Origin of the sequence: Streptomyces violaceus (genome assembly GCF_036014075.1) — a bacterium.
Classification (GTDB): Bacteria; Actinomycetota; Actinomycetes; order Streptomycetales; family Streptomycetaceae; genus Streptomyces; species Streptomyces violaceus.
Window position 1 is genome coordinate 7,607,708 of the sequence record NZ_CP107911.1, and the last position, 17,471, is coordinate 7,625,178.

Genomic DNA, 17,471 nt, shown 5'->3' on the forward strand with positions numbered 1-17,471 from the left:
TGCGAATCCCCGCTTGCGAATCCCCACCTGCTCCGCGGCGTCGGGCACGCACGCTGGGACGCCGACAGCCGACAGCCGACCGCCGCCCGTCGATCCGGGCCGCGGTCAAGGCCCTGCGGGCGGCGACCAGACGCCGCGGAGCCCGCCCCGCGGGCGGACGACGGGTTGTGTCAGACAGGCCCGAGCTTGCGGAAGTCCCAGGAGACGATCTTCTGCGGCGTCAGACGCACCCAGGCGTGCCGGCCGTCGTGCGGCATCTCCTCCAGGCCGAAGTTCTTCCGGGCGAACAGCGTTTCCGGGACGTCGAGTTCGGCGCGCAGCTCTCCGGTGCGCGGTATCTCGCCCACGAACTCGACGGCGCCCGACAGCTCGGCGCCGCGCAGCTCGTCGTACTCCTCGCCGGTGTCGACCACGATCGCCACCCGAGGGTCGCGCCTGAGGTCGGTCCACCGCTTGCTGCGTACGACCGAGTACAGCCACATCGAGGCGCCGTCCCAGGCGAACCACAGCGTGCTCACGTGCGGAGCGCCGCCGGCCGAGACCGTGGCGACCCGACAGGTGCGCTGCGTGGTGAGGAAATCGTCCAGCTCGCCCGGCGTCATCATGATCTTCCGACCCCTGCGCTGCTGCGTGACGGTCATGCTCCCCCTCTTTCTTCTTCTCACGTCGTGTCAGAGGAGATCCTCTGACATCACGTCAGAAAAGAATGAGTGCTCTTCCGTCCGTTAGCAACGGTGGCTACGCTCGCCCGACCCGCCGCCGGCGCCCAGGGGGAACCGTGCCCTCGTACGAAGAGCTCAGCGAACTCCTCGATCCGCGGACCACCGTGCTGCTCACCGTCGAGTGCCAGGAGGGCGTCGTCGGAGCGGACAGCGCACTGCCCGAACTCGCCGCCGAGGCCCGCTCCGGCGGCGTGCTCGCCCGTATCGCCCGCCTGGTGGCCGCCGCCCACGAAGGCGGCGTCCAGGTCGTCCACGCCGTCGCCGAGCGCCGCCCCGACGGCCGCGGCGCCAACCGCAACGCCCGCCTCTTCCGGGCCGCCGCCCGCCTGCCCGTCCAGCAGCTGTCAGGCACGCCGGCGGTGCGGGTCGCGGCCCCGATCGAGGTCGCCGAGGAGGACCTCGTCGTACGACGCCTGCACGGGCTGTCGCCCCTCCAGGGCACCGATGTCGATCCGCTGCTGCGCAACCTCGGCTGCCGCACCCTGATCGTCACCGGCGTATCGGCCAACGTGGCCGTTCCCAACGCCGTGTTCGACGCCGTGAACCGCGGCTACACCGTCGTCGTCCCGGCGGACGCCATCGCGGGGGTGCCGTCCGACTACACCCCCGCGATGATCCGCCACACCCTCGCGTTGGTCGCCACGGTCGCGACCACGGACGAGGTGCTGGCGTGTCTGAAGCGTGCGCGTGAGGTCAGGCGAGCGTGATGGAGTCGCCGTTCACGGTGATCTGCTTCGCCTCCAGGGGCTCGACCGCGGGCTTCTTCTTCACGCTGCCGTCGAGGATGGAGAACTGGCTGCCGTGGCAGGTGCAGGAGATGATGTCGTCCTTGAGGTCCACCATCGGACAGTCCCGGTGGGTACAGACCGTCGAGAACGCCTTGTACTCGCCCGCGGTCGGTTGTGAGACCACGACCTTCTCGTCCTTGAAGATCTTGCCGCTGCCCACGGGGATGTCGGCGGTCTTCGCGAGCGCCGCACCCCCGGCCCCCGCCTCGGGCGATGAACCGCTGCCGTCGGCGCCCTGTTCGGTGGACGAGCCGGACGCCTTGTCGTCCGAGCCGCACGCCGTCAGTGCGACGGCGAGCCCCGCCGCGCCGGCCGCCGTCACGACGGCGCGGCGGCTCGGCCCGGACATCGGCTGAACTGATTCGCTGGTCATGCTGACGTTCCTTCCGATGGTTCGTGATCTGCCGGAAGGTACGGCCCTTGGGAACCGGCTGTTCAGACAATGCCGAAACCCGTCGCAGGCGAGACGCCTGGTGGAATCGGCCAAACCTCCTCTTGCGCGTTCTGCGCCTCACCGTTCCGCTTCACAGAAACTCCACAGGTCGAGCGGGCCGTCTGAGGAGGTGCTGTTGCTCCGCATCCATGGGCGAGAACGGCTGATTGTTGCCATGCTCAGATCAGGCTCTTGTTACTGGTGGTTCCTCTGTGACTACAGTGATCAAGCGCTCGGGGGAGGCGTTCGCGTGCAGCACTACGTGTTGCCGTGTCCCCCGACTTGGAAAAGGGGGATTCCGTGACGAAGCCGATGGCGCCTGCGCCGAGAGTGATCGCCGAGATCAAGACCATCTTGGCCGGACACCGCTGATGAGCGGCATGTCGCCCTCGGACGGCAGCCGATAGGGGACCCCGGTACCGACTCGCGCCGGCCTCGCCTCCTTGACCACAGGCCGTACACCGGTCGGCCGGCTTCGCATCTCTGGGTCGCCGGGCCCCGGTTCGCTCGAACGGCACCGCCTCCGCACCCCTAGTGCTGCTGCCGTACACACGGTCTCCCGACGACGCGAGCCGTGCGGTGGATCACCCGGCGGGTCGGCCCGTCGCGCCGTAGGGGAGCGGTGCCCGCATCGGCGCGCGCCGATCAGCTCGGCCAGCGCTGCCTTTCGCCCGGACGCGCCGGGCCCAGCCGACTCGGTCACCAGCCCCCGCCTGCCCCACGCACCGAGGCCTTCTCCTGCATGAGTTCCAGCAATCGACAGTCCGAGAGGAATGAAGTGATACGACGTCGGCTATCCGCTGTTCTTCTGGCCGCCGCAACCGGCACCACGCTCCTGGCCGCTGTCCCGACAGCGTCCGCCGCCCCCACGAAGCGCTGCTACGACCGGATGGCGTGCTTCTACTACAACTCCAATCAGCAGGGCGCCATCGCCACGATCTTCAACGGCGGCGCAAACCTCGACCACCAGATCTTCTCCCCGAACAGCGGCCCGGGCTCACGCCAGAAGGTGGAGGACAACACCGCCTCCTGGGACTCCCGTACCCGCAACACCGCGTTCTGCGTCCACCGCGACCGCTGGTGGAAGGGCCCTTACAACTCCCTCAAGCCGCAGGCCCGCAAGAACCTCACGTCGTCGCTGAAGAACAAGAACTCCTCGACGAACTGGTACCCCCGCCACGAGGGCGGCGGCGGCCACTGACCCGGGAAGGATCCCCCATGCGTCTCCTCAGGATTGCTCCGATCGCCGCCACCCTCACCGTGGGAGCGCTCGCACTGTCCGCTTGCACAAGCCAGGACACCGGCCCTTCCGCGGATCGTGCCGGCGCCGCGAGTGTCTCGTCGAAGCCGTCGGGCAAGGCGGCCGGCGAACGCGTCCAGGGCGCTCCCACCCGCGTCGTAGCGGAAATGAGCCTCCCTTTCGAGGCCTATCAGCTGAGCCCGGAGGACTACGAGAGAAGCCAGCAGGCGCTGTGGAAGCTGACCACCGCGTGCATGCAGGACGTCGGCTTCACTTCCTTCGGCTTCGCACCGTCAGCCGGTGCCTCGGAGCAGATCGAAGCGCACGAGGACCTCCGCTACGGCACGTACAACCAGCAAGAGGCCGAACGCCTCGGCTATCGCCCCGACTTCGGGCAGCATGCCCGGGTGGCCGCCGTCGGTGGTGAAGAGCCGCACTTCACCGCGGAAGAGGAAGCCGCGCTCGACGGCGTCTCGCCCGACGGTGAACCCGCGAAGGCCCGCTCCACCCGCGGCGCGGAGCCCGTCCCGGAGGAGGGCTGCTACGGGCAGGCTCTCGACGAGTTGACCGGAGGGCAGGGCGAGACCTACCTCGACGACTCGACCGTGGAGGAGCTGGGCGGCCAGTCCTACGAGAAGTCCCTGGAGGACCCGAAGGTCGCGGCCGTGTTCGCCCGCTGGTCGGCGTGCATGGCCTCCAAGAGCCTCACCTACAAGTCACCGATCGACGCGAACAACGACCCCTCCTTCACCGGGGACGTCGCCGGCACCAAGGAGAAGCAGGTCGCGACGGCGGACACCCAGTGCAAGAACAGCACCGGCCTGGTGTCCGTCTGGCATGACGCGGAAGCCGCGATACAACGCAGCCTGATCAGCGAGAACGGAACGAAGCTCGCCAAGATCCAGGCCCTCAACGCGGTGATCCGGGCGAAGAGTGCCGCCGTCCTCCGCTGAGCCGTCCGGGCATACGAAGCTCGCCTCTACCAAGGAGAAAGAACACTGATGCGCAAGACCATGACCGCTGTCGGCCTGGTCACGTCCGCCCTCGCGGTGGGCGTGATGCTGGCCGGCCCGGCTGCCGCCGCAACGGGCAAGTCCGAGTTCACCGTCGCCCTCCCGGAGGGGAAGCCGCGCACGACGTTCTGGGTGGAGAACGTCGGGGCATGGACCTCGAACATGACCGGGAAGTCGGTGGTCTACTGGCAGGTCCTGGACGACCACGTGAAGTTCACCAGTTTCAAGATCACGACGCGGATCGAGGAACGCCTCGGGGAGAACACCGAGGACCACGTCGTGACCAGCAAGACGTGCGACCTTACCCAGATGGTCAATGAGCAGGTCAGGTGGCTGCGGGACGATCCGTCGAACACCTGCGTCGCACCGTCCACGACCTATGACGGTGAGCTGCACTGGTCGTCGGACGCCACCGTCGTCTACGACCTCGTGGGCGACAACAAGGGCCCCATCACCCAGGAACTGCAGGGCTCGCCCCTCATCCACGGCTGATGACCTGAGCAGGACCCTCCGCCGCAGCCGTGCCCGCCGTTCACCGGGGAGCACGGCTGCGGCACGGCCTCGTCGGACGGTCTCCCTCCGCGGTCACTCTCGGTTACGATGCTCTCTCCATGCCGGAGCCGGAAGCTGGGAAGATGCTGAAAGAGGTCACCGCGACCCGCTACATCACGCCTCTGCGTGAGGGCGGTTCGCTGCCGGGGCTCGTCGAGGCCGACGACCACGGGATGTACGTCCTGAAGTTCAGGGGCGCGGGACAGGGCCGCAAGACGCTCGTCGCCGAGGTGGTCTGCGGGGAGCTCGCCCGCCGGCTGGGGCTGCGGGTGCCCCGCCTGGTCACGGTCGAGCTCGACCCGGAGCTGGGGCTCGGCGAGCCCGACCAGGAGGTGCAGAACCTGCTCAGGTCCAGCGGCGGCACCAACCTCGGCATGGACTTCCTCTCCGGCGCGCTCGGCTTCGATCCGCTCGCGTTCCCGGTGAGCCCCGAGGAGGCCGGGCGGACCGTCTGGTTCGACGCGCTGGTCAACAACGTCGACCGGTCCTGGCGCAACCCCAACCTGCTTGTGTGGCGGGGCGAGTTGTGGCTCGTCGACCACGGCGCGACCATGATCTGGCACCACAACTGGCCCGGCGCGCAGGCCTCGGCGGCCCGCCCGTACGACGCCTCCGACCACGCCCTCGCGCCCTTCGCGCCCGATGTCGCCTCCGCCGCGGCCGAGTTGGCGCCCCTGGTCACCGAGGATCTGCTCGCCGACGTCACCGGGCGGATCCCGGACGCCTGGCTGGCCGACGAGCCCGGCTTCGACACGCCGGACGATCTGAGGCAGGCCTACGCGCGGCCGTTGCTCGCGCGGGCCGCCGTCATCCACGACCGCGTCCAGGGGACCAAGTGAGCGACCGGCACATCATCAGGGGCGGGACACGGGACCGCCAGATCTACGAGTACGCCGTCCTGCGCGTCGTCCCGCGCGTCGAGCGCGGCGAGTGCATCAACGTCGGCGTCCTCGTCTACTGCCGTGCCGAGTCCTACGTCGGCGCGCGCACCCACCTCGACGAGGCACGGCTGCTGGCACTCGACCCCCGGGCGGACGTGGCCGGCGTCCAGGCCGCGCTGCGCGCCGTGGAGAACATCTGCGCGGGCGGCCCCGCGGCCGGCCAGGCCGCTGGCGACGCCCCCGGCCGCCGCTTCCGCTGGCTCATCGCCCCCCGCTCGACGATCGTCCAGCCCGGGCCCGTACACACCGGGCTGACCACGGATCCGGCGGCGGAGACGGAGCGGCTGCTGGACCTGCTGGTCAGGTAATAGATCACATACCCGGCAGGCCGTCAGCTCCGGCGGCGTTTCACCAGGTAACCGGCCGTGAGCGCGGCGCCGGCCGTAAAGGTCAGACCGATGCCGAGGTCCCAGTCGCTCGGTCCTGTGGCCACCGTGCCCCCCAGTCCGCCTCGCACGCCTTGGGACGGGGCGGTGGTGGGCGTGGTGGTGACGGGAGCGGACGGGCCGGCGGAGGTGGTGGGGGAGATGACACCACGGCGGGGCAAGACCTCACACGCGATGCCGTCGTCCGGGCCCTGGTCCTCGTCGAGTCTGTTGGGATCACTCGGATCCGCGTCGAAGACGGCCTGCGCGTCCTCCTGGAAGGAGAAGTTGCGGCAGTCCAGGTCTTGTCGGGCGTGAGCGGGGTCGGCCAATGGCACGATCGCGGCGATCGCGAACAGCGTGCCTATGACACCGGTGCGACGGCGCATGGAGCGCCTCCCTTCGGCCATGAGTGGCTCGGGCTTCGACGCTAGAGTCCGAGGGGCGCGGCGGCGCGCGGCCGTAGGCCGATCGGGTGTCCGAGGGGCGCCCAGCAGGGCAGGGTGGGCCGGGTGATGGATCACACGCCCCGCCTGGCCGTTGACACCGCGTGCCAGGGCTTCTAGCGTCACACCCACTGAAGGTACTAAGCGGTCGCTCACCTTAGGAGAAGCAGCCATGTCCACCACTGAGCAGCGGGTCGCCGTAGTCACCGGTGCCGCGCGCGGTATCGGTGCCGCCACCGCCGTACGACTGGCCGCCGAGGGCCGTGCCCTCGCCGTGATCGACCTCGACGAGGCCGCCTGCAAGGACACCGTCGAGAAGATCACCGCAGCCGGCGGCAAGGCCATCGCGGTCGGCGCAGACGTCTCCGACGAGGCCCAGGTCGAGGCAGCGATCGCCCGCGTCGCCGAGGAGCTCGGAGCGCCGACGATCCTGGTCAACAACGCGGGCGTGCTGCGCGACAACCTGCTGTTCAAGATGAGCGTCTCCGACTGGGACACCGTCATGAACGTGCACCTGCGCGGCGCCTTCCTGATGTCCAAGGCCTGTCAGAAGCACATGGTGGACGCGGGGTTCGGGCGGATCGTCAACCTCTCGTCGTCCTCGGCGCTGGGCAACCGCGGCCAGGTGAACTACTCCGCGGCCAAGGCGGGCCTGCAGGGTTTCACCAAGACCCTCGCCAAGGAGCTCGGCAAGTTCGGCGTGACCGCCAACGCCGTGGCCCCCGGCTTCATCGCCACCGAGATGACCAAGGCCACCGCCGACCGCGTCGGCATGGGCTTCGAGGACTTCAAGGCCGCCGCCGCCACCCAGATCCCGGTGGCACGCGTCGGTGAGCCCGAGGACATCGCCAACGCCATCGCCTTCTTCACGGGCGAGGCGGCCGGGTTCGTCTCCGGCCAGGTGCTGTACGTGGCCGGCGGACCGCTCGACTAGAGGACGACAGACATGACTTCCGTGGAACTCTCCGGCAAGGTCGCCCTCGTCACGGGCGGCAGCCGTGGCATCGGCTACGGCGTGGCCGAGGCTCTCGTCGCGCGCGGCGACCGTGTGTGCCTCACCGGCCGCAACGAGGACTCCCTCAAGGAGGCCGTCGAGCAGCTCGGCACCGACCGCGCGATCTACGTCGCGGGCAAGGCGCACGACGAGGCCCACCAGGCCGTCGCCGTCGAGCGCACGATGGAGGCCTTCGGCCGCGTCGACTTCCTGGTCAACAACGCCGGTACGAACCCGGTGTTCGGGCCGATCGCCGACCTCGACCTGGACGTCGCGCGCAAGGTCTTCGAGACCAACGTGGTCTCCGCGCTCGGCTTCGCCCAGAAGACCTGGCACGCCTGGCAGAAGGACAACGGCGGCGCCATCGTCAACATCGCCTCGGTCGCCGGCCTCTCGCCCTCGCCGTTCATCGGCGCGTACGGCATCAGCAAGGCGGCGATGATCAACCTGACGGTGCAGCTCGCGCACGAGTACGCGCCCAAGGTGCGGGTCAACGCGATCGCCCCGGCCGTCGTGAAGACCAAGTTCGCGAAGGCCCTGTACGAGGGCCGGGAGGAGGAGGCCGCGGCTGCCTACCCGCTCGGCCGGCTCGGCGTGCCCTCCGACATCGGCGGCGCGGCCGCGTTCCTCACCTCCGGGCAGTCCGACTGGGTCACCGGCCAGACGCTCGTCGTGGACGGCGGCATCTTCCTCAACGCCGGCACGGGCTGACGTACGCGGCTCGGCACGGGCGCCCCTGGGCACCATTGGCGCCCGTGCCGACGTAAAGCCCTCGCAAAGGGCGATGACAACGTCGTCAAAGGTTTGTCGATCAAGGAGTCATGCACCGCAGTGCCCGGTCGGCCGGGCACTGCGGTATGGTCTGCCGACCCTTGGTATGGCAGATCGAGGAGCGTGCGCGTGTTCAACCGGAACCGATGCCTGCGGCAGGTGGCGGCCATCGCGTCCATATCGTCCCTTCTCGCCGGGTGTGGCGTGTTGTCGTCCGACACCCCGGAGGACGAAGGGCCGATCGTCGTGGGCACCACCAGTGCGCCCAGCACGCTCGATCCCGCAGCGTCGTGGGACAGCTCCTGGGAGCTGTTCCGCAACGTCTACCAGACGCTGCTGAGCTATCCGACGGGCGCGAGCGATCCCCAGCCGGACGCCGCGGAGCAGTGCGGCTTCAGCGACTCCTCGAACCAGGTGTACCGCTGCGAGCTGCGCGAGGGCCTGAAGTTCTCCAACGGCGACACGCTCGACGCCCAGGCGGTCAAGTACTCCTTCGACCGGATCCGCAAGATCAACGTCAACGGCGGCCCCGCCGGTCTGCTGGGCAGCCTCGAGCGGGTCCAGGCGCCGAACGAGCGTGAGGTGATCTTCCACCTCAACAAGCCCGACGCCACCTTCCCGTTCGTGCTCGCCACCCCCGCCATGTCGATCGTCTCCCCGCAGGCCTACCCGGAGGACTCCCTGCGCAAGGACGGCGACGCCGTCGGGTCCGGGCCCTACACGCTCGACTCGTACGAGGACGGCGAGGAGGCCGTCCTCGTCCGCAACGACGGCTACAAGGGCTACGCGGAGCGCCGGAACGACGCGGTGACCATCCGCTACTTCCAGGACTCCGGCGCCATGGTCAAGGCCCTGCGCGACGAGCAGATCGACGTGACCTACCGCGGTCTGGCCGCCGGTGACGTCGTCGACCTCCAGAGCAAGAGCTCCAAGGAGGAGGAGATCCAGCTCGTCGACGGCACGGGCACGGACATCAACTACCTGGTGTTCAACCCGAAGGACTCCTGGGCCAAGCGCAAGCCCGTGCGCCAGGCCATCGCGCAGGTCATCGACCGGGCGGCGATCACCCACAAGGTCTACAAGGACACCGTCGACCCGCTGTACTCCATGGTCCCCAAGGGCCTCACGGGCCACACCACGGGCTTCTTCGACGACTACGGCGACCCCGACGTCGACAAGGCCCGAGCGATCCTCAGCGACGCGGGCATCAACCAGCGGGTCCCGCTCACCTTCTGGTACACGAGCGACCGCTACGGCTCCGAGACCGCCGAGGAGTTCAAGGAGCTGAAGCGCCAGCTCGAGGACTCCGGCCTCTTCACGATCAGCCTGAAGAGCCGCCCCTGGAAGACGTACGTCGAGGGCTACCAGAAGGGCGAGTACCCGGTGTTCGGGCGTGGCTGGTTCCCCGACTTCCCGGACGCCGAGAACTTCATCGCGCCGTTCGTCGGCGAGCAGAACGCCCTCGGTACGCCCTACCCGGCCCCCGAGATCACCGGCGACCTGCTGCCCAGGTCGCGCAGGGAGAGCGACCGCGCGAACGTGGAGAAGGAGTTCGAGGAGGCCCAGCGGATCCTGGTGGACGACGCGCGACTGCTGCCGCTGTGGCAGGGCAGGCAGTACGTGGCCGCCAGCCGGGACGTCTCGGGCGCGGAGCGGGCCCTGGACCCGTCGACGATCATGATGATGTGGGAGCTGCACCGCAAGACCGCCTGGTAGGCGGGTCGGCACCGGGCTTTCCCGGGCACGTTGTCAGTGGTCGCCTGTAGGTTCTGAGGCCTGGAAGTGACCGCACATCGTGAGGACGTTGACGTGACCGACACCGCCATGCTGCCCGAGTCCTGGCGCGGGGTTCTGGGCGACGAACTGCAGCAGCCCTATTTCAAGGAGCTGACGGAGTTCGTCGAGGAGGAGCGGGCGAAGGGTCCCGTCCATCCGCCGCGCGAGGAGGTCTTCGCCGCGCTGGACGCCACGCCGTACGAGAAGGTCAAGGTCCTGATCCTCGGTCAGGACCCGTACCACGGCGAGGGCCAGGGGCACGGGCTGTGCTTCTCGGTCCGGCCCGGTGTGCGGGTCCCGCCGTCCCTGCGGAACATCTACAAGGAGATGCACGAGGAGCTGGGCGCGCCGATCCCGGACAACGGCTATCTGATGCCGTGGGCCGAACAGGGCGTCTTGCTGCTCAACGCGGTGCTCACGGTCCGGGGCGGCGAGGCCAACTCGCACAAGGGCCGGGGCTGGGAGAGGTTCACGGACGCCGTGATCCGCGCGGTGGCCGGGCGGCCCGACCCGGCGGTGTTCGTGCTCTGGGGGAACTACGCGCAGAAGAAGCTCCCGCTGATCGACGCCTCGCGGCATGTGGTGGTCAAGGGCGCGCATCCGTCGCCGCTGTCGGCGAAGAAGTTCTTCGGCTCGCGTCCGTTCACGCAGATCGACGCGGCGGTGGCGGCGCAGGGGCACGAGCCGATCGACTGGACGATTCCGAACCTGGGCTGAGGACGGTCGGCCGCCGTCGGGGTCTTCCTCCCGGAAGGCCCCCGAGCGTACGGACCGGCCTGAGCCGGATCGCCTCCGTCTGCGGTTAGCGTCGGAAGATCAGCCGGCGAGTGCGCGGAGGGCGTGGCGATGGAGCGACAGGAGCAGACGGCGCCGGATACCGTGCTGACGCGGATCGGGCAGGTCGTCATGCTGCACCACGCGGGGGACCGGGAGGAGGCCCGGCACCGGTTCCTGGACCTGTGGGCGGAGATCGGGGAGCACGGCGACCCGCTGCACCGCTGCACCCTCGCGCACTACCTGGCCGACACGCAGGACGATCCCGGGGACGAACTGGCCTGGGACCTGCGTGCGTTGACGGCGGCGGAGGAGATCTCCGAGGACGGGCGGCCCGCCTCGCCCGAAGGCGTGCTCGCGGTGCGCGCGTTCTACCCCTCCCTCCACCTGAATCTGGCCGACGACTACCTCAAGCTCGGCCAGTGCGACGCGGCCCGCACGCATCTGCGACGGGCCAGGGGAACTGCCGCCGCGCTCGCCGACGACAGTTACGGCGATGGCGTGTGGGCCGCCATCGGACGGCTGGAGTCCCGGCTGGGAGAAGGCGGCGGAGGAACGTGGACGCCACCGAGGCAGCGGCCCTGAGACAGCCGGTCAACGCCGGTACGTGTCACGGCAGATCGTCGCCTCGGGGCTGTCCGGCCGCCACCCGCCGTAGCGCCTGCCCAGAGCGCACACGTCCTTGTTCCCCGGGACCTGCTGCTGGATGTCCTGCCGTACCGACTCCGGGACGTCGCCGGAGACACCGGCGTGCGATCGCCGGGGGCTGCGCGGGGCCGGCTCGGGGCGTTCCGGGCGGGCGTCGCGGGTGCCGGACGGCCGCTGCTCCTGCTGCGGCGAGGCCGCCGGGGGCCTCGCCGGCCGGGACGCGGAGGCGGCCGGCTCCGGGCGGCGGGACCCTTCGATGAGTTCCAGGGCCTCCCGGGCCGGTGCCTGCACGACCTGTGTCTCCGCCTGCTCCTCCGGCCGGGGCGCCGGCGGCCGGGACGGGGCCGCCGGCGCGGGAACGGGGGGATCCTGGACCGTCACACAGCCGGAAAGGGCCGAGACCGCCACGGTCACCAGGAGCGTCGCTGTGGTCGTCGTTCGATGCACCCGCGCAACTCTGGTGCTTCCGGCCGCTGGTGGGACAGCGGACAGGCGGAGGATGCCCCGCACGGGTGATGTCCCGCCCCGTACGGAGGTCGCCGGTGGGTCGTGGGTGACGTCACTCGCCGGTCGAGCCGTCGAGGCGCTCGCGGATCAGGTCGGCGTGGCCGTTGTGCCGCGCGTACTCCTCGATCATGTGGGTGTAGAGCCACCGCACGTTGAACCGCTCGCCGGTGCGGCGGTGTTTGCCCTCGGAGAGGTCGTCCAGGGCGAAGCGGGCGGCGTTGTTCCGGGCGTGTGCGATCTCGGCCTGCCAGGTGGCGTGCGACTCCTCCCAGGTGTCCGCCTCGGTGAGATGGAAGTCGCGGTCCGGTTCGTCCTCGGTGTCGCTCCAGTAGAGAAAACCGGCGTCTTCGTTCACCAGCACCCTGCGGAACCAGTTCCTCTCCACGTCCGCCATGTGCCGCACCAGCCCCATCAGGGACAGCGGAGAGGGCTCCACGGAGGCGGTACGCAGCTGCGCGTCGGTGAGGCCCTCGCACTTCCAGGCGAGGGTCTGCCGGTGGTAGTCGAGCCAGCCTTCCAGCATGGCGCGTTCGGCGGCGTCGGTGGCGGGTTCGGTGCGCTCGATGGTCATGTCCGCATCCTTGCCCAACTCGCCGGGCCGGCCCAGGGGTTTTCAGTCGCTCAGCATCCCCGCGAGCAGCTCCCGCAGTCCGGCCCGTACCTCCTCCAGGCTCGGCGTCTCGCGACCGAAAGACCCGGCCACGCAGCTGAACATCAGCCCGTCCGCCCAGGCGATCAGCGACAGCGTGTGCCGGGCCGGGTCCGCCGAGCCCATCCCCGTGACCAGGGCGGTGAGCTGGTCCCGGAAGCGGGCGCCCGTCGCGTCGAAGCAGGCCCGCAGCTCGGGGCGGCGGGTCGCTTCCAGGGCCAGTTCGTAGCGGGCGAGCGTGAGGGTGCGGTGGTTCGTCAGGGCGCGGTGGGTCGCCAGGGCCAGGGCGTTCGCGAGGGAGTCGGTCCCGGACCGGGGGTCCGGCATCTCGTGCAGGGCCAGCACCCGGGCCTCGCGCTCGGCCAGCCGCCGCACCGCCAGTTCCAGCAGGGCCTGCCGGGTCCGCGCGAGGTTCGACGTGGAGCCCTGGGGGAGTCCGGCCGTCTCGTCGACCGCCCGGTGCGTGAGGCCCCGCATTCCGCGGTCGGCGAGCAGGGCGAGGGCGGTGTCGGCGACGAGGTCGGCGCGGGACGGACCGGTGGTGCGTACGGACATGGGGTTCACGCTACCCGTCTCACTACAGCTGTAGTAACGTCAACGGCGAACTACAGCTGTAGTCGACGCGATTTCGAGGAGGAGCCATGGCACAGTCGAGGCGGGCCGTCGTGATCGGCGGCGGTATCGGAGGACTGACCGCGGCGGCCGCCCTGCACCGGCGCGGCTGGCGTGTCACCGTGCTGGAGCGCGCCCGCTCGCTGGAGCCGGTCGGCGCCGCCATCTCCCTCGCTCCCAACTCCCTGCGCGCGTTGGACGTCATCGGTCTCGGTGACGAGATCCGCGGCCTCGCCGCCTGGGCGGGGGACGGCGGGCTGCGCACACCGTCCGGGCGGTGGCTCTCGCGCTCCTCGGCCGACGCCGCCGCCGAGCGCTTCGGTGGCCCGCTCGTGCTGCTGCACCGTGCCACCCTCGTCGAGCGACTGGCCGCACAGCTCCCGCCGGGCGCCGTCCGCACGGCCGCCGCCGCGACCCTCGCCGACAGCGGTGACACCGACCGGCCCGCCCGGGTCACCACCACGGACGGTGAGCTGGAGGCCGACCTGGTGGTGGGCGCTGACGGAGTCCGGTCCGCCGTCCGCCGCGGGCTCTTCCCCGGCCACCCGGGGACGGTGTACTCGGGGTTCACCACCTGGCGGGTCGTGATCCCCGTCCCCGGTGCCGAGTTCGCCTCGCACGAGACCTGGGGGAGGGGCCGGATCTGGGGCACACACCCGCTCAAGGACGGCCGCGTCTACGCCTACGGCGCCGCCGTGACACCCGCCGGCGGACGCGCGCCCGACGACGAGAAGGCCGAGTTGCTGCGCCGCTTCGGCGACTGGCACGACCCGATCCCCGCCGTGCTCGCCGCCGCGCGCCCCGACGACGTCCTGCGCCACGACGTCCACCACATCGCCGAACCCCTGCCCGCCTTCCACCGCGGCCGGGTCGCCCTCGTCGGCGACGCCGCGCACGCCATGCCCCCGACCCTCGGCCAGGGCGGCAATCAAGCCATCGAGGACGCGGTCGTCCTCGCCCACCACTGCGACGACCTCCCCGCCTACACCGCCGCCCGGCTGCCCCGTACGACCGCCGTCGCACGGAAGGCCGTGCAGGTCGCCCGCCTCAACCTCATGACCAGCCGTGCCGGGATCGCCGTACGCGACACGGCCGTGGCCGCACTGTCGAAGGCCGGGCCCGCCCTGTTCCTGCGCGGCTTCGACGGCATCGCCGACTGGCGGCCTCCGCACCAGCCGTATGCTTCCGAGCAGACCCCGGCTGGCAACCGCTAGAGGAGAACACCCCGTGAAGGTCGGCTGCATCGGACTCGGCGACATCGCGCAGAAGGCCTACCTCCCGGTCCTCGCCTTCCAGCCCGGGGTCGAACTGCACCTGCAGACCCGTACGCCCGCCACGCTCGACCGGGTCGCCGACGGCCTCCACGTCCCGCGGGAGCGGCGGCACACCACCCTCGACTCCCTGCTGGACCAAGGCCTCGACGCCGCCTTCGTGCACGCGCCCACGCTCGTGCACCCGGAGATCGTGACCCGGCTGCTCGAGGCGGGCGTAGCGACGTACGTCGACAAGCCGCTCGCCTACGAACTCGACGACTCCGCGCGACTGGTGGCGCTCGCCGAGCAGCGGGACGTGAGCCTCGCCGTCGGGTTCAACCGGCGCTACGCCCCCGGCTACACGCAGTGCGCCGACCATCCGCGCGAGCTGATCCTGATGCAGAAGAACCGCATCGGACTGCCGGAGGAGCCGCGCACGATGATCCTCGACGACTTCATCCACGTCGTCGACACCCTGCGGTTCCTGGCGCCCGGCGCGGTCGACGACGTGACCGTGCGCGCCCGCGTCCGGGACGGTCTGCTGCACCACCTGGTGCTCCAGCTCGCCGGGGACGGCTTCACTGCGCTGGGCGTGATGAACCGGCTCAGCGGTTCGGCCGAGGAGATCCTCGAGGTGTCCGGACAGGACACCAAGCGGCAGGTGGTCAACCTCGCCGAGGTGGTCGACCACAAGGGGCAGCCGACCGTGCGGCGGCGCGGGGACTGGGTGCCGGTGGCCCGGCAGCGCGGGATCGAGCAGGCGGTGCTGACGTTCCTGGACGCGGTCCGTGCGGGGAAGGTGCTCAGCGCCCGGGACGCGCTGGAGACCCATGAACTGTGCGAGCGGGTCGTACGCGCGGTTCAGGAGCGGACCGCCTGAGCCGCAGGGTCCGTACGCCCTCGCCGGCGGCCCAGGCGGCGAGGATCAGCAGCGCCCCGTGCACCGTCCAGTCGCCGAGCCGGACGTACGGCGTCGTGCCGTGGGCGAGGGGGACCTCGTAGACCTGCGCGGCGGACGCGTCCGTCCCCAGCCATGTTCCGACCCGCTGTCCGCTCGGGCCGTAGACGGCCGAGACACCCGTCAGCGTCGCGTGGACCATCGGACGGCCGGTCTCCGCGGCACGCAGCGCGGCCAGTGAGGCGTGCTGCTCGGGCGCCCAGCTCTGCTGGAAGGTGGACGTCGACGACTGGCCGACCAGCACGTCGGCGCCTTCCCGGGTGAGGTGGCGGGTCATGTCGGGGAACGCGGTCTCGAAGCACACCATCGGGCCGACGCGCAGCCCGTCCCCCACGTTCATCACGACCGGCTGGGTGCCGCGCCTGCGGTCCTCGCCCGCCGCCTTGCCGACGGAGGTGGCCCAGCCGAGCAGGGAGCGGGCCGGGATGTACTCCCCGAAGGGGACGAGCCGCATCTTGTCGTAGCGCTCGCCGGTCAGGCCGTCCGGGCCGACCAGGATGGAGCTCTTGTAGATGCCGGGCATGTCGGAGCGCCGGGCGTCCACGTTGACCAGGATGCCGGCGTCCGTCGCGCGGGACAGCGCCGCGAGCCGCCGGGCGAGGTCGGGCCGGTCCCCGAGGTCGAAGCCGACGCTGCTCTCGCCCCAGACGATCAGGTCGACGTCCTGCCCGGCGAGCCGGCGGGTGAGCTGTTCCTCCCGGTCGAAGCGGTGGTCCGCGCTCTTGCCGCCGTCGATGACGCCCGGCTGGACCACGGCGATCCTGACCTTGCCGTCGACGTCCGGGCGGGGCGAGAAGGACCAGGCCGCCGAGGTGGCGGCGGCCGTGGCGACGAGACCGGCCACGGCGGGCACGCGGGCCCGGCGGACCGCCACCAGGACGGCGACGGCGACGTTGACGGCGACGACCAGGAAGCTCAGCAGCCACACGCCGCCGACCGAGGCGAGCCGCAGTGCCGGTTCCACCTGCCACTGGCTGGAGCCGAGCATGCCCCAGGGGCCGCCGAGGCCCTGCCAGGAGCGGATCAGCTCGACGGCCAGCCAGCCGGACGGCAGGACGAGGAGTGCGGCCGCGATCCGCCGCCACGAGGGCGCGCCGGCCAGCAGCCGGTGGACCAGCCACCCCCACAGGGCCCACAGGGCGCCGAGCAGCGCGGCGAGGACGAACGTGAAGACGTGCAGGAAGGGCAGCAGCCAGTGGTGCATCGCCAGCATGAGTCCGAAGCCACCGCACCAGCCGTCGTACGCCGCGCGTTTGCCGGTCGGCGCGGTGCGCAGCAGCAGGAGCCAGGGGACCAGGGCGACGTAGGCGAACCACCACAGGGACGGCGCAGGATAGGCGAGTACGGGAAGGGCGCCCGCGATCACGGCGGCGGCCGAGCGCCGCCACGGGGAGGCGAGCCAGTGGCCGAGCGTCTTCATAGGCGCCTCCTACCCCGCGGGTGCCTCCAGTGTGCGCCCTGCGGACGATCTAGGACAGCGGACGCCGGGTCAGTTGATCACAGGTGTCTTCTGCCGCTCGGGAAGGCGCCGCCACTTCTCCTGGACGACCACCGCGCTCAGCCGCCAGCCGTCGTCCGTGCGCAGCAGGGCGAAGGCGTACCGGCCACCGCACACGAAGTCGGGTGCGGGGCCCGCGGTGGCCATGGGGGTGATGTAGTCGGCTTGGACCTGGGCCGTGTCACCGGTGTCCTGTTCCCAGATCCCGAAGCGCACCCGCCGGTTGACGATCAGGTGCTGCCGCATGGTGAACAGCCGCATGCTCTCGGCGAGCCAGGAGGCGACTGCCGTGGCCTCGCCCTCGATGCCGCCGGCCGAGCGGTAGTCCGCCCGCCCCTCCGGGACGAACAGGCCCCGGTACGCCTTCCAGTCACCGTCGTCGACCGCCACCGCGTAGTCGGTGATCAGTTCGTCGACCGCCAGCCGGTCCCTCACGGTAGCGAGCTCTACGCGCTGCGTCATCGGCTCAGTGTTGAGCATGGAGGGTGTGGAGCCAAGGGGTGCGACGAAAAAGGACAGTTGAGGGGGAGG

The 17,471-nt window shown here is 70.7% G+C and carries 21 protein-coding genes; 13 read left to right on the forward strand and 8 right to left on the reverse strand.

Annotated elements, in window-relative coordinates; all coding sequences use genetic code 11:
* Positions 1 to 170: 170 nt before the first annotated feature.
* Positions 171 to 641 (reverse strand): pyridoxamine 5'-phosphate oxidase family protein, encoded by a 471-nt coding sequence (locus OG542_RS34280; protein WP_311130218.1) that lies wholly within the window; start codon positions 639 to 641, stop codon positions 171 to 173.
* A gap of 137 nt (positions 642 to 778) precedes the next feature.
* Between OG542_RS34280 and OG542_RS34285 the strand changes: the two genes are divergently transcribed.
* Positions 779 to 1,429 carry a cysteine hydrolase family protein gene (locus OG542_RS34285; RefSeq protein WP_328415921.1) on the forward strand — a complete coding sequence of 217 codons (651 nt, stop codon included), beginning with the start codon at positions 779 to 781 and terminating at the stop codon, positions 1,427 to 1,429.
* On the opposite strand, the gene OG542_RS34290 is transcribed toward OG542_RS34285, so the two are convergent.
* Positions 1,416 to 1,883: a Rieske (2Fe-2S) protein gene (locus OG542_RS34290; RefSeq protein WP_328415923.1), complete on the reverse strand. Its 468-nt coding sequence runs from the start codon at positions 1,881 to 1,883 to the stop codon at positions 1,416 to 1,418. The two genes, OG542_RS34285 and OG542_RS34290, sit on opposite strands and share 14 nt — an antisense overlap.
* Before the next feature lie 838 nt (positions 1,884 to 2,721).
* Here OG542_RS34290 and OG542_RS34295 point away from each other — a divergent pair.
* The 5 genes from OG542_RS34295 (at position 2,722) to OG542_RS34315 (ending at position 5,997) form a co-directional block, all read left to right on the forward strand.
* Entirely contained in the window at positions 2,722 to 3,144 is a 423-nt protein-coding gene (locus tag OG542_RS34295) for a hypothetical protein (protein WP_193482089.1), read from the forward strand.
* A gap of 17 nt (positions 3,145 to 3,161) precedes the next feature.
* Positions 3,162 to 4,136, forward strand: a complete 975-nt coding sequence (locus tag OG542_RS34300; RefSeq protein WP_328415924.1) for a hypothetical protein — start codon at positions 3,162 to 3,164, stop codon at positions 4,134 to 4,136.
* 48 nt (positions 4,137 to 4,184) lie between these two features.
* On the forward strand, positions 4,185 to 4,688 hold the full coding sequence (locus OG542_RS34305) for a hypothetical protein (protein WP_193482091.1): 504 nt from the start codon (positions 4,185 to 4,187) through the stop codon (positions 4,686 to 4,688).
* Between the two features lie 143 nt (positions 4,689 to 4,831).
* On the forward strand, positions 4,832 to 5,587 hold the full coding sequence (locus tag OG542_RS34310; protein WP_328418222.1) for a HipA family kinase: 756 nt from the start codon (positions 4,832 to 4,834) through the stop codon (positions 5,585 to 5,587).
* Positions 5,584 to 5,997 carry a DUF3037 domain-containing protein gene (locus tag OG542_RS34315; protein WP_328415926.1) on the forward strand — a complete coding sequence of 138 codons (414 nt, stop codon included), beginning with the start codon at positions 5,584 to 5,586 and terminating at the stop codon, positions 5,995 to 5,997. The genes OG542_RS34310 and OG542_RS34315 overlap by 4 nt, the downstream gene beginning before the upstream one ends.
* Before the next feature lie 23 nt (positions 5,998 to 6,020).
* Here OG542_RS34315 and OG542_RS34320 read toward each other — a convergent pair whose 3' ends face one another.
* Positions 6,021 to 6,443 (reverse strand): excalibur calcium-binding protein, encoded by a 423-nt coding sequence (locus OG542_RS34320; RefSeq protein ID WP_311130211.1) that lies wholly within the window; start codon positions 6,441 to 6,443, stop codon positions 6,021 to 6,023.
* A 229-nt stretch (positions 6,444 to 6,672) separates the two neighbouring features.
* Here OG542_RS34320 and fabG point away from each other — a divergent pair, with 229 nt between their 5' ends.
* The 5 genes from fabG to OG542_RS34345 all read left to right on the forward strand — a co-directional run bounded on the left by fabG (position 6,673) and on the right by OG542_RS34345 (position 11,400).
* Positions 6,673 to 7,434, forward strand: a complete 762-nt coding sequence (gene fabG / locus OG542_RS34325; protein ID WP_328415929.1) for a 3-oxoacyl-ACP reductase FabG — start codon at positions 6,673 to 6,675, stop codon at positions 7,432 to 7,434.
* Between the two features lie 12 nt (positions 7,435 to 7,446).
* Positions 7,447 to 8,205, forward strand: coding sequence for an SDR family oxidoreductase (locus OG542_RS34330; RefSeq protein WP_311130210.1), 759 nt, complete (start codon positions 7,447 to 7,449; stop codon positions 8,203 to 8,205).
* Between the two features lie 189 nt (positions 8,206 to 8,394).
* Positions 8,395 to 9,981: an ABC transporter substrate-binding protein gene (locus OG542_RS34335; protein WP_328415931.1), complete on the forward strand. Its 1,587-nt coding sequence runs from the start codon at positions 8,395 to 8,397 to the stop codon at positions 9,979 to 9,981.
* Between the two features lie 93 nt (positions 9,982 to 10,074).
* On the forward strand, positions 10,075 to 10,758 hold the full coding sequence (locus OG542_RS34340; RefSeq protein WP_193482097.1) for a uracil-DNA glycosylase: 684 nt from the start codon (positions 10,075 to 10,077) through the stop codon (positions 10,756 to 10,758).
* A 129-nt stretch (positions 10,759 to 10,887) separates the two neighbouring features.
* The gene (locus tag OG542_RS34345; RefSeq protein WP_193482098.1) at positions 10,888 to 11,400 is read left to right on the forward strand and encodes a hypothetical protein; all 513 of its coding nucleotides are present in this window, start codon (positions 10,888 to 10,890) and stop codon (positions 11,398 to 11,400) included.
* Between the two features lie 9 nt (positions 11,401 to 11,409).
* Here the strand turns inward: OG542_RS34345 and OG542_RS34350 are convergent, their stop codons facing one another.
* The 3 genes from OG542_RS34350 to OG542_RS34360 form a co-directional block, all read right to left on the reverse strand.
* Positions 11,410 to 11,910: a hypothetical protein gene (locus OG542_RS34350; RefSeq protein ID WP_328415935.1), complete on the reverse strand. Its 501-nt coding sequence runs from the start codon at positions 11,908 to 11,910 to the stop codon at positions 11,410 to 11,412.
* Between the two features lie 112 nt (positions 11,911 to 12,022).
* The gene (locus OG542_RS34355) at positions 12,023 to 12,541 is read right to left on the reverse strand and encodes a DinB family protein (RefSeq protein ID WP_184599510.1); all 519 of its coding nucleotides are present in this window, start codon (positions 12,539 to 12,541) and stop codon (positions 12,023 to 12,025) included.
* Between the two features lie 42 nt (positions 12,542 to 12,583).
* On the reverse strand, positions 12,584 to 13,174 hold the full coding sequence (locus OG542_RS34360; protein WP_328415937.1) for a TetR/AcrR family transcriptional regulator: 591 nt from the start codon (positions 13,172 to 13,174) through the stop codon (positions 12,584 to 12,586).
* An 86-nt stretch (positions 13,175 to 13,260) separates the two neighbouring features.
* On the opposite strand from OG542_RS34360, the gene OG542_RS34365 reads away from it, so the two are divergent.
* Both OG542_RS34365 and OG542_RS34370 read left to right on the forward strand, forming a co-directional pair.
* A complete protein-coding gene (locus OG542_RS34365) occupies positions 13,261 to 14,445 on the forward strand; it encodes an FAD-dependent oxidoreductase (RefSeq protein ID WP_328415939.1) in 1,185 nt (394 codons plus the stop codon).
* 13 nt (positions 14,446 to 14,458) lie between these two features.
* A complete protein-coding gene (locus OG542_RS34370) occupies positions 14,459 to 15,364 on the forward strand; it encodes a Gfo/Idh/MocA family protein (protein ID WP_311130203.1) in 906 nt (301 codons plus the stop codon).
* Here the strand turns inward: OG542_RS34370 and lnt are convergent.
* Both lnt and OG542_RS34380 read right to left on the reverse strand, forming a co-directional pair.
* The gene (gene lnt, locus OG542_RS34375; RefSeq protein WP_328415942.1) at positions 15,288 to 16,862 is read right to left on the reverse strand and encodes an apolipoprotein N-acyltransferase; all 1,575 of its coding nucleotides are present in this window, start codon (positions 16,860 to 16,862) and stop codon (positions 15,288 to 15,290) included. The genes OG542_RS34370 and lnt overlap by 77 nt on opposite strands.
* A 69-nt stretch (positions 16,863 to 16,931) precedes the next feature.
* On the reverse strand, positions 16,932 to 17,402 hold the full coding sequence (locus tag OG542_RS34380) for a nuclear transport factor 2 family protein (protein WP_328415944.1): 471 nt from the start codon (positions 17,400 to 17,402) through the stop codon (positions 16,932 to 16,934).
* Positions 17,403 to 17,471 lie beyond the last annotated feature (69 nt).

Bases quoted from the DNA above. Each gene is read 5' to 3' on its own strand.
- OG542_RS34280 (WP_311130218.1), bottom strand. From the start codon at position 641: ATGACCGTCACGCAGCAGCGCAGGGGTCGGAAGATCATGATGACGCCG.
- OG542_RS34290 (WP_328415923.1), bottom strand. From the start codon at position 1,883: ATGACCAGCGAATCAGTTCAGCCGATGTCCGGGCCGAGCCGCCGCGCC.
- OG542_RS34300 (WP_328415924.1), top strand. From the start codon at position 3,162: ATGCGTCTCCTCAGGATTGCTCCGATCGCCGCCACCCTCACCGTGGGA.
- OG542_RS34305 (WP_193482091.1), top strand. From the start codon at position 4,185: ATGCGCAAGACCATGACCGCTGTCGGCCTGGTCACGTCCGCCCTCGCG.
- OG542_RS34310 (WP_328418222.1), top strand. From the start codon at position 4,832: ATGCTGAAAGAGGTCACCGCGACCCGCTACATCACGCCTCTGCGTGAG.
- OG542_RS34320 (WP_311130211.1), bottom strand. From the start codon at position 6,443: ATGCGCCGTCGCACCGGTGTCATAGGCACGCTGTTCGCGATCGCCGCG.
- fabG (WP_328415929.1), top strand. From the start codon at position 6,673: ATGTCCACCACTGAGCAGCGGGTCGCCGTAGTCACCGGTGCCGCGCGC.
- OG542_RS34330 (WP_311130210.1), top strand. From the start codon at position 7,447: ATGACTTCCGTGGAACTCTCCGGCAAGGTCGCCCTCGTCACGGGCGGC.
- OG542_RS34345 (WP_193482098.1), top strand. From the start codon at position 10,888: ATGGAGCGACAGGAGCAGACGGCGCCGGATACCGTGCTGACGCGGATC.
- OG542_RS34355 (WP_184599510.1), bottom strand. From the start codon at position 12,541: ATGACCATCGAGCGCACCGAACCCGCCACCGACGCCGCCGAACGCGCC.
- OG542_RS34360 (WP_328415937.1), bottom strand. From the start codon at position 13,174: ATGTCCGTACGCACCACCGGTCCGTCCCGCGCCGACCTCGTCGCCGAC.
- OG542_RS34365 (WP_328415939.1), top strand. From the start codon at position 13,261: ATGGCACAGTCGAGGCGGGCCGTCGTGATCGGCGGCGGTATCGGAGGA.
- lnt (WP_328415942.1), bottom strand. From the start codon at position 16,862: ATGAAGACGCTCGGCCACTGGCTCGCCTCCCCGTGGCGGCGCTCGGCC.
- OG542_RS34380 (WP_328415944.1), bottom strand. From the start codon at position 17,402: ATGACGCAGCGCGTAGAGCTCGCTACCGTGAGGGACCGGCTGGCGGTC.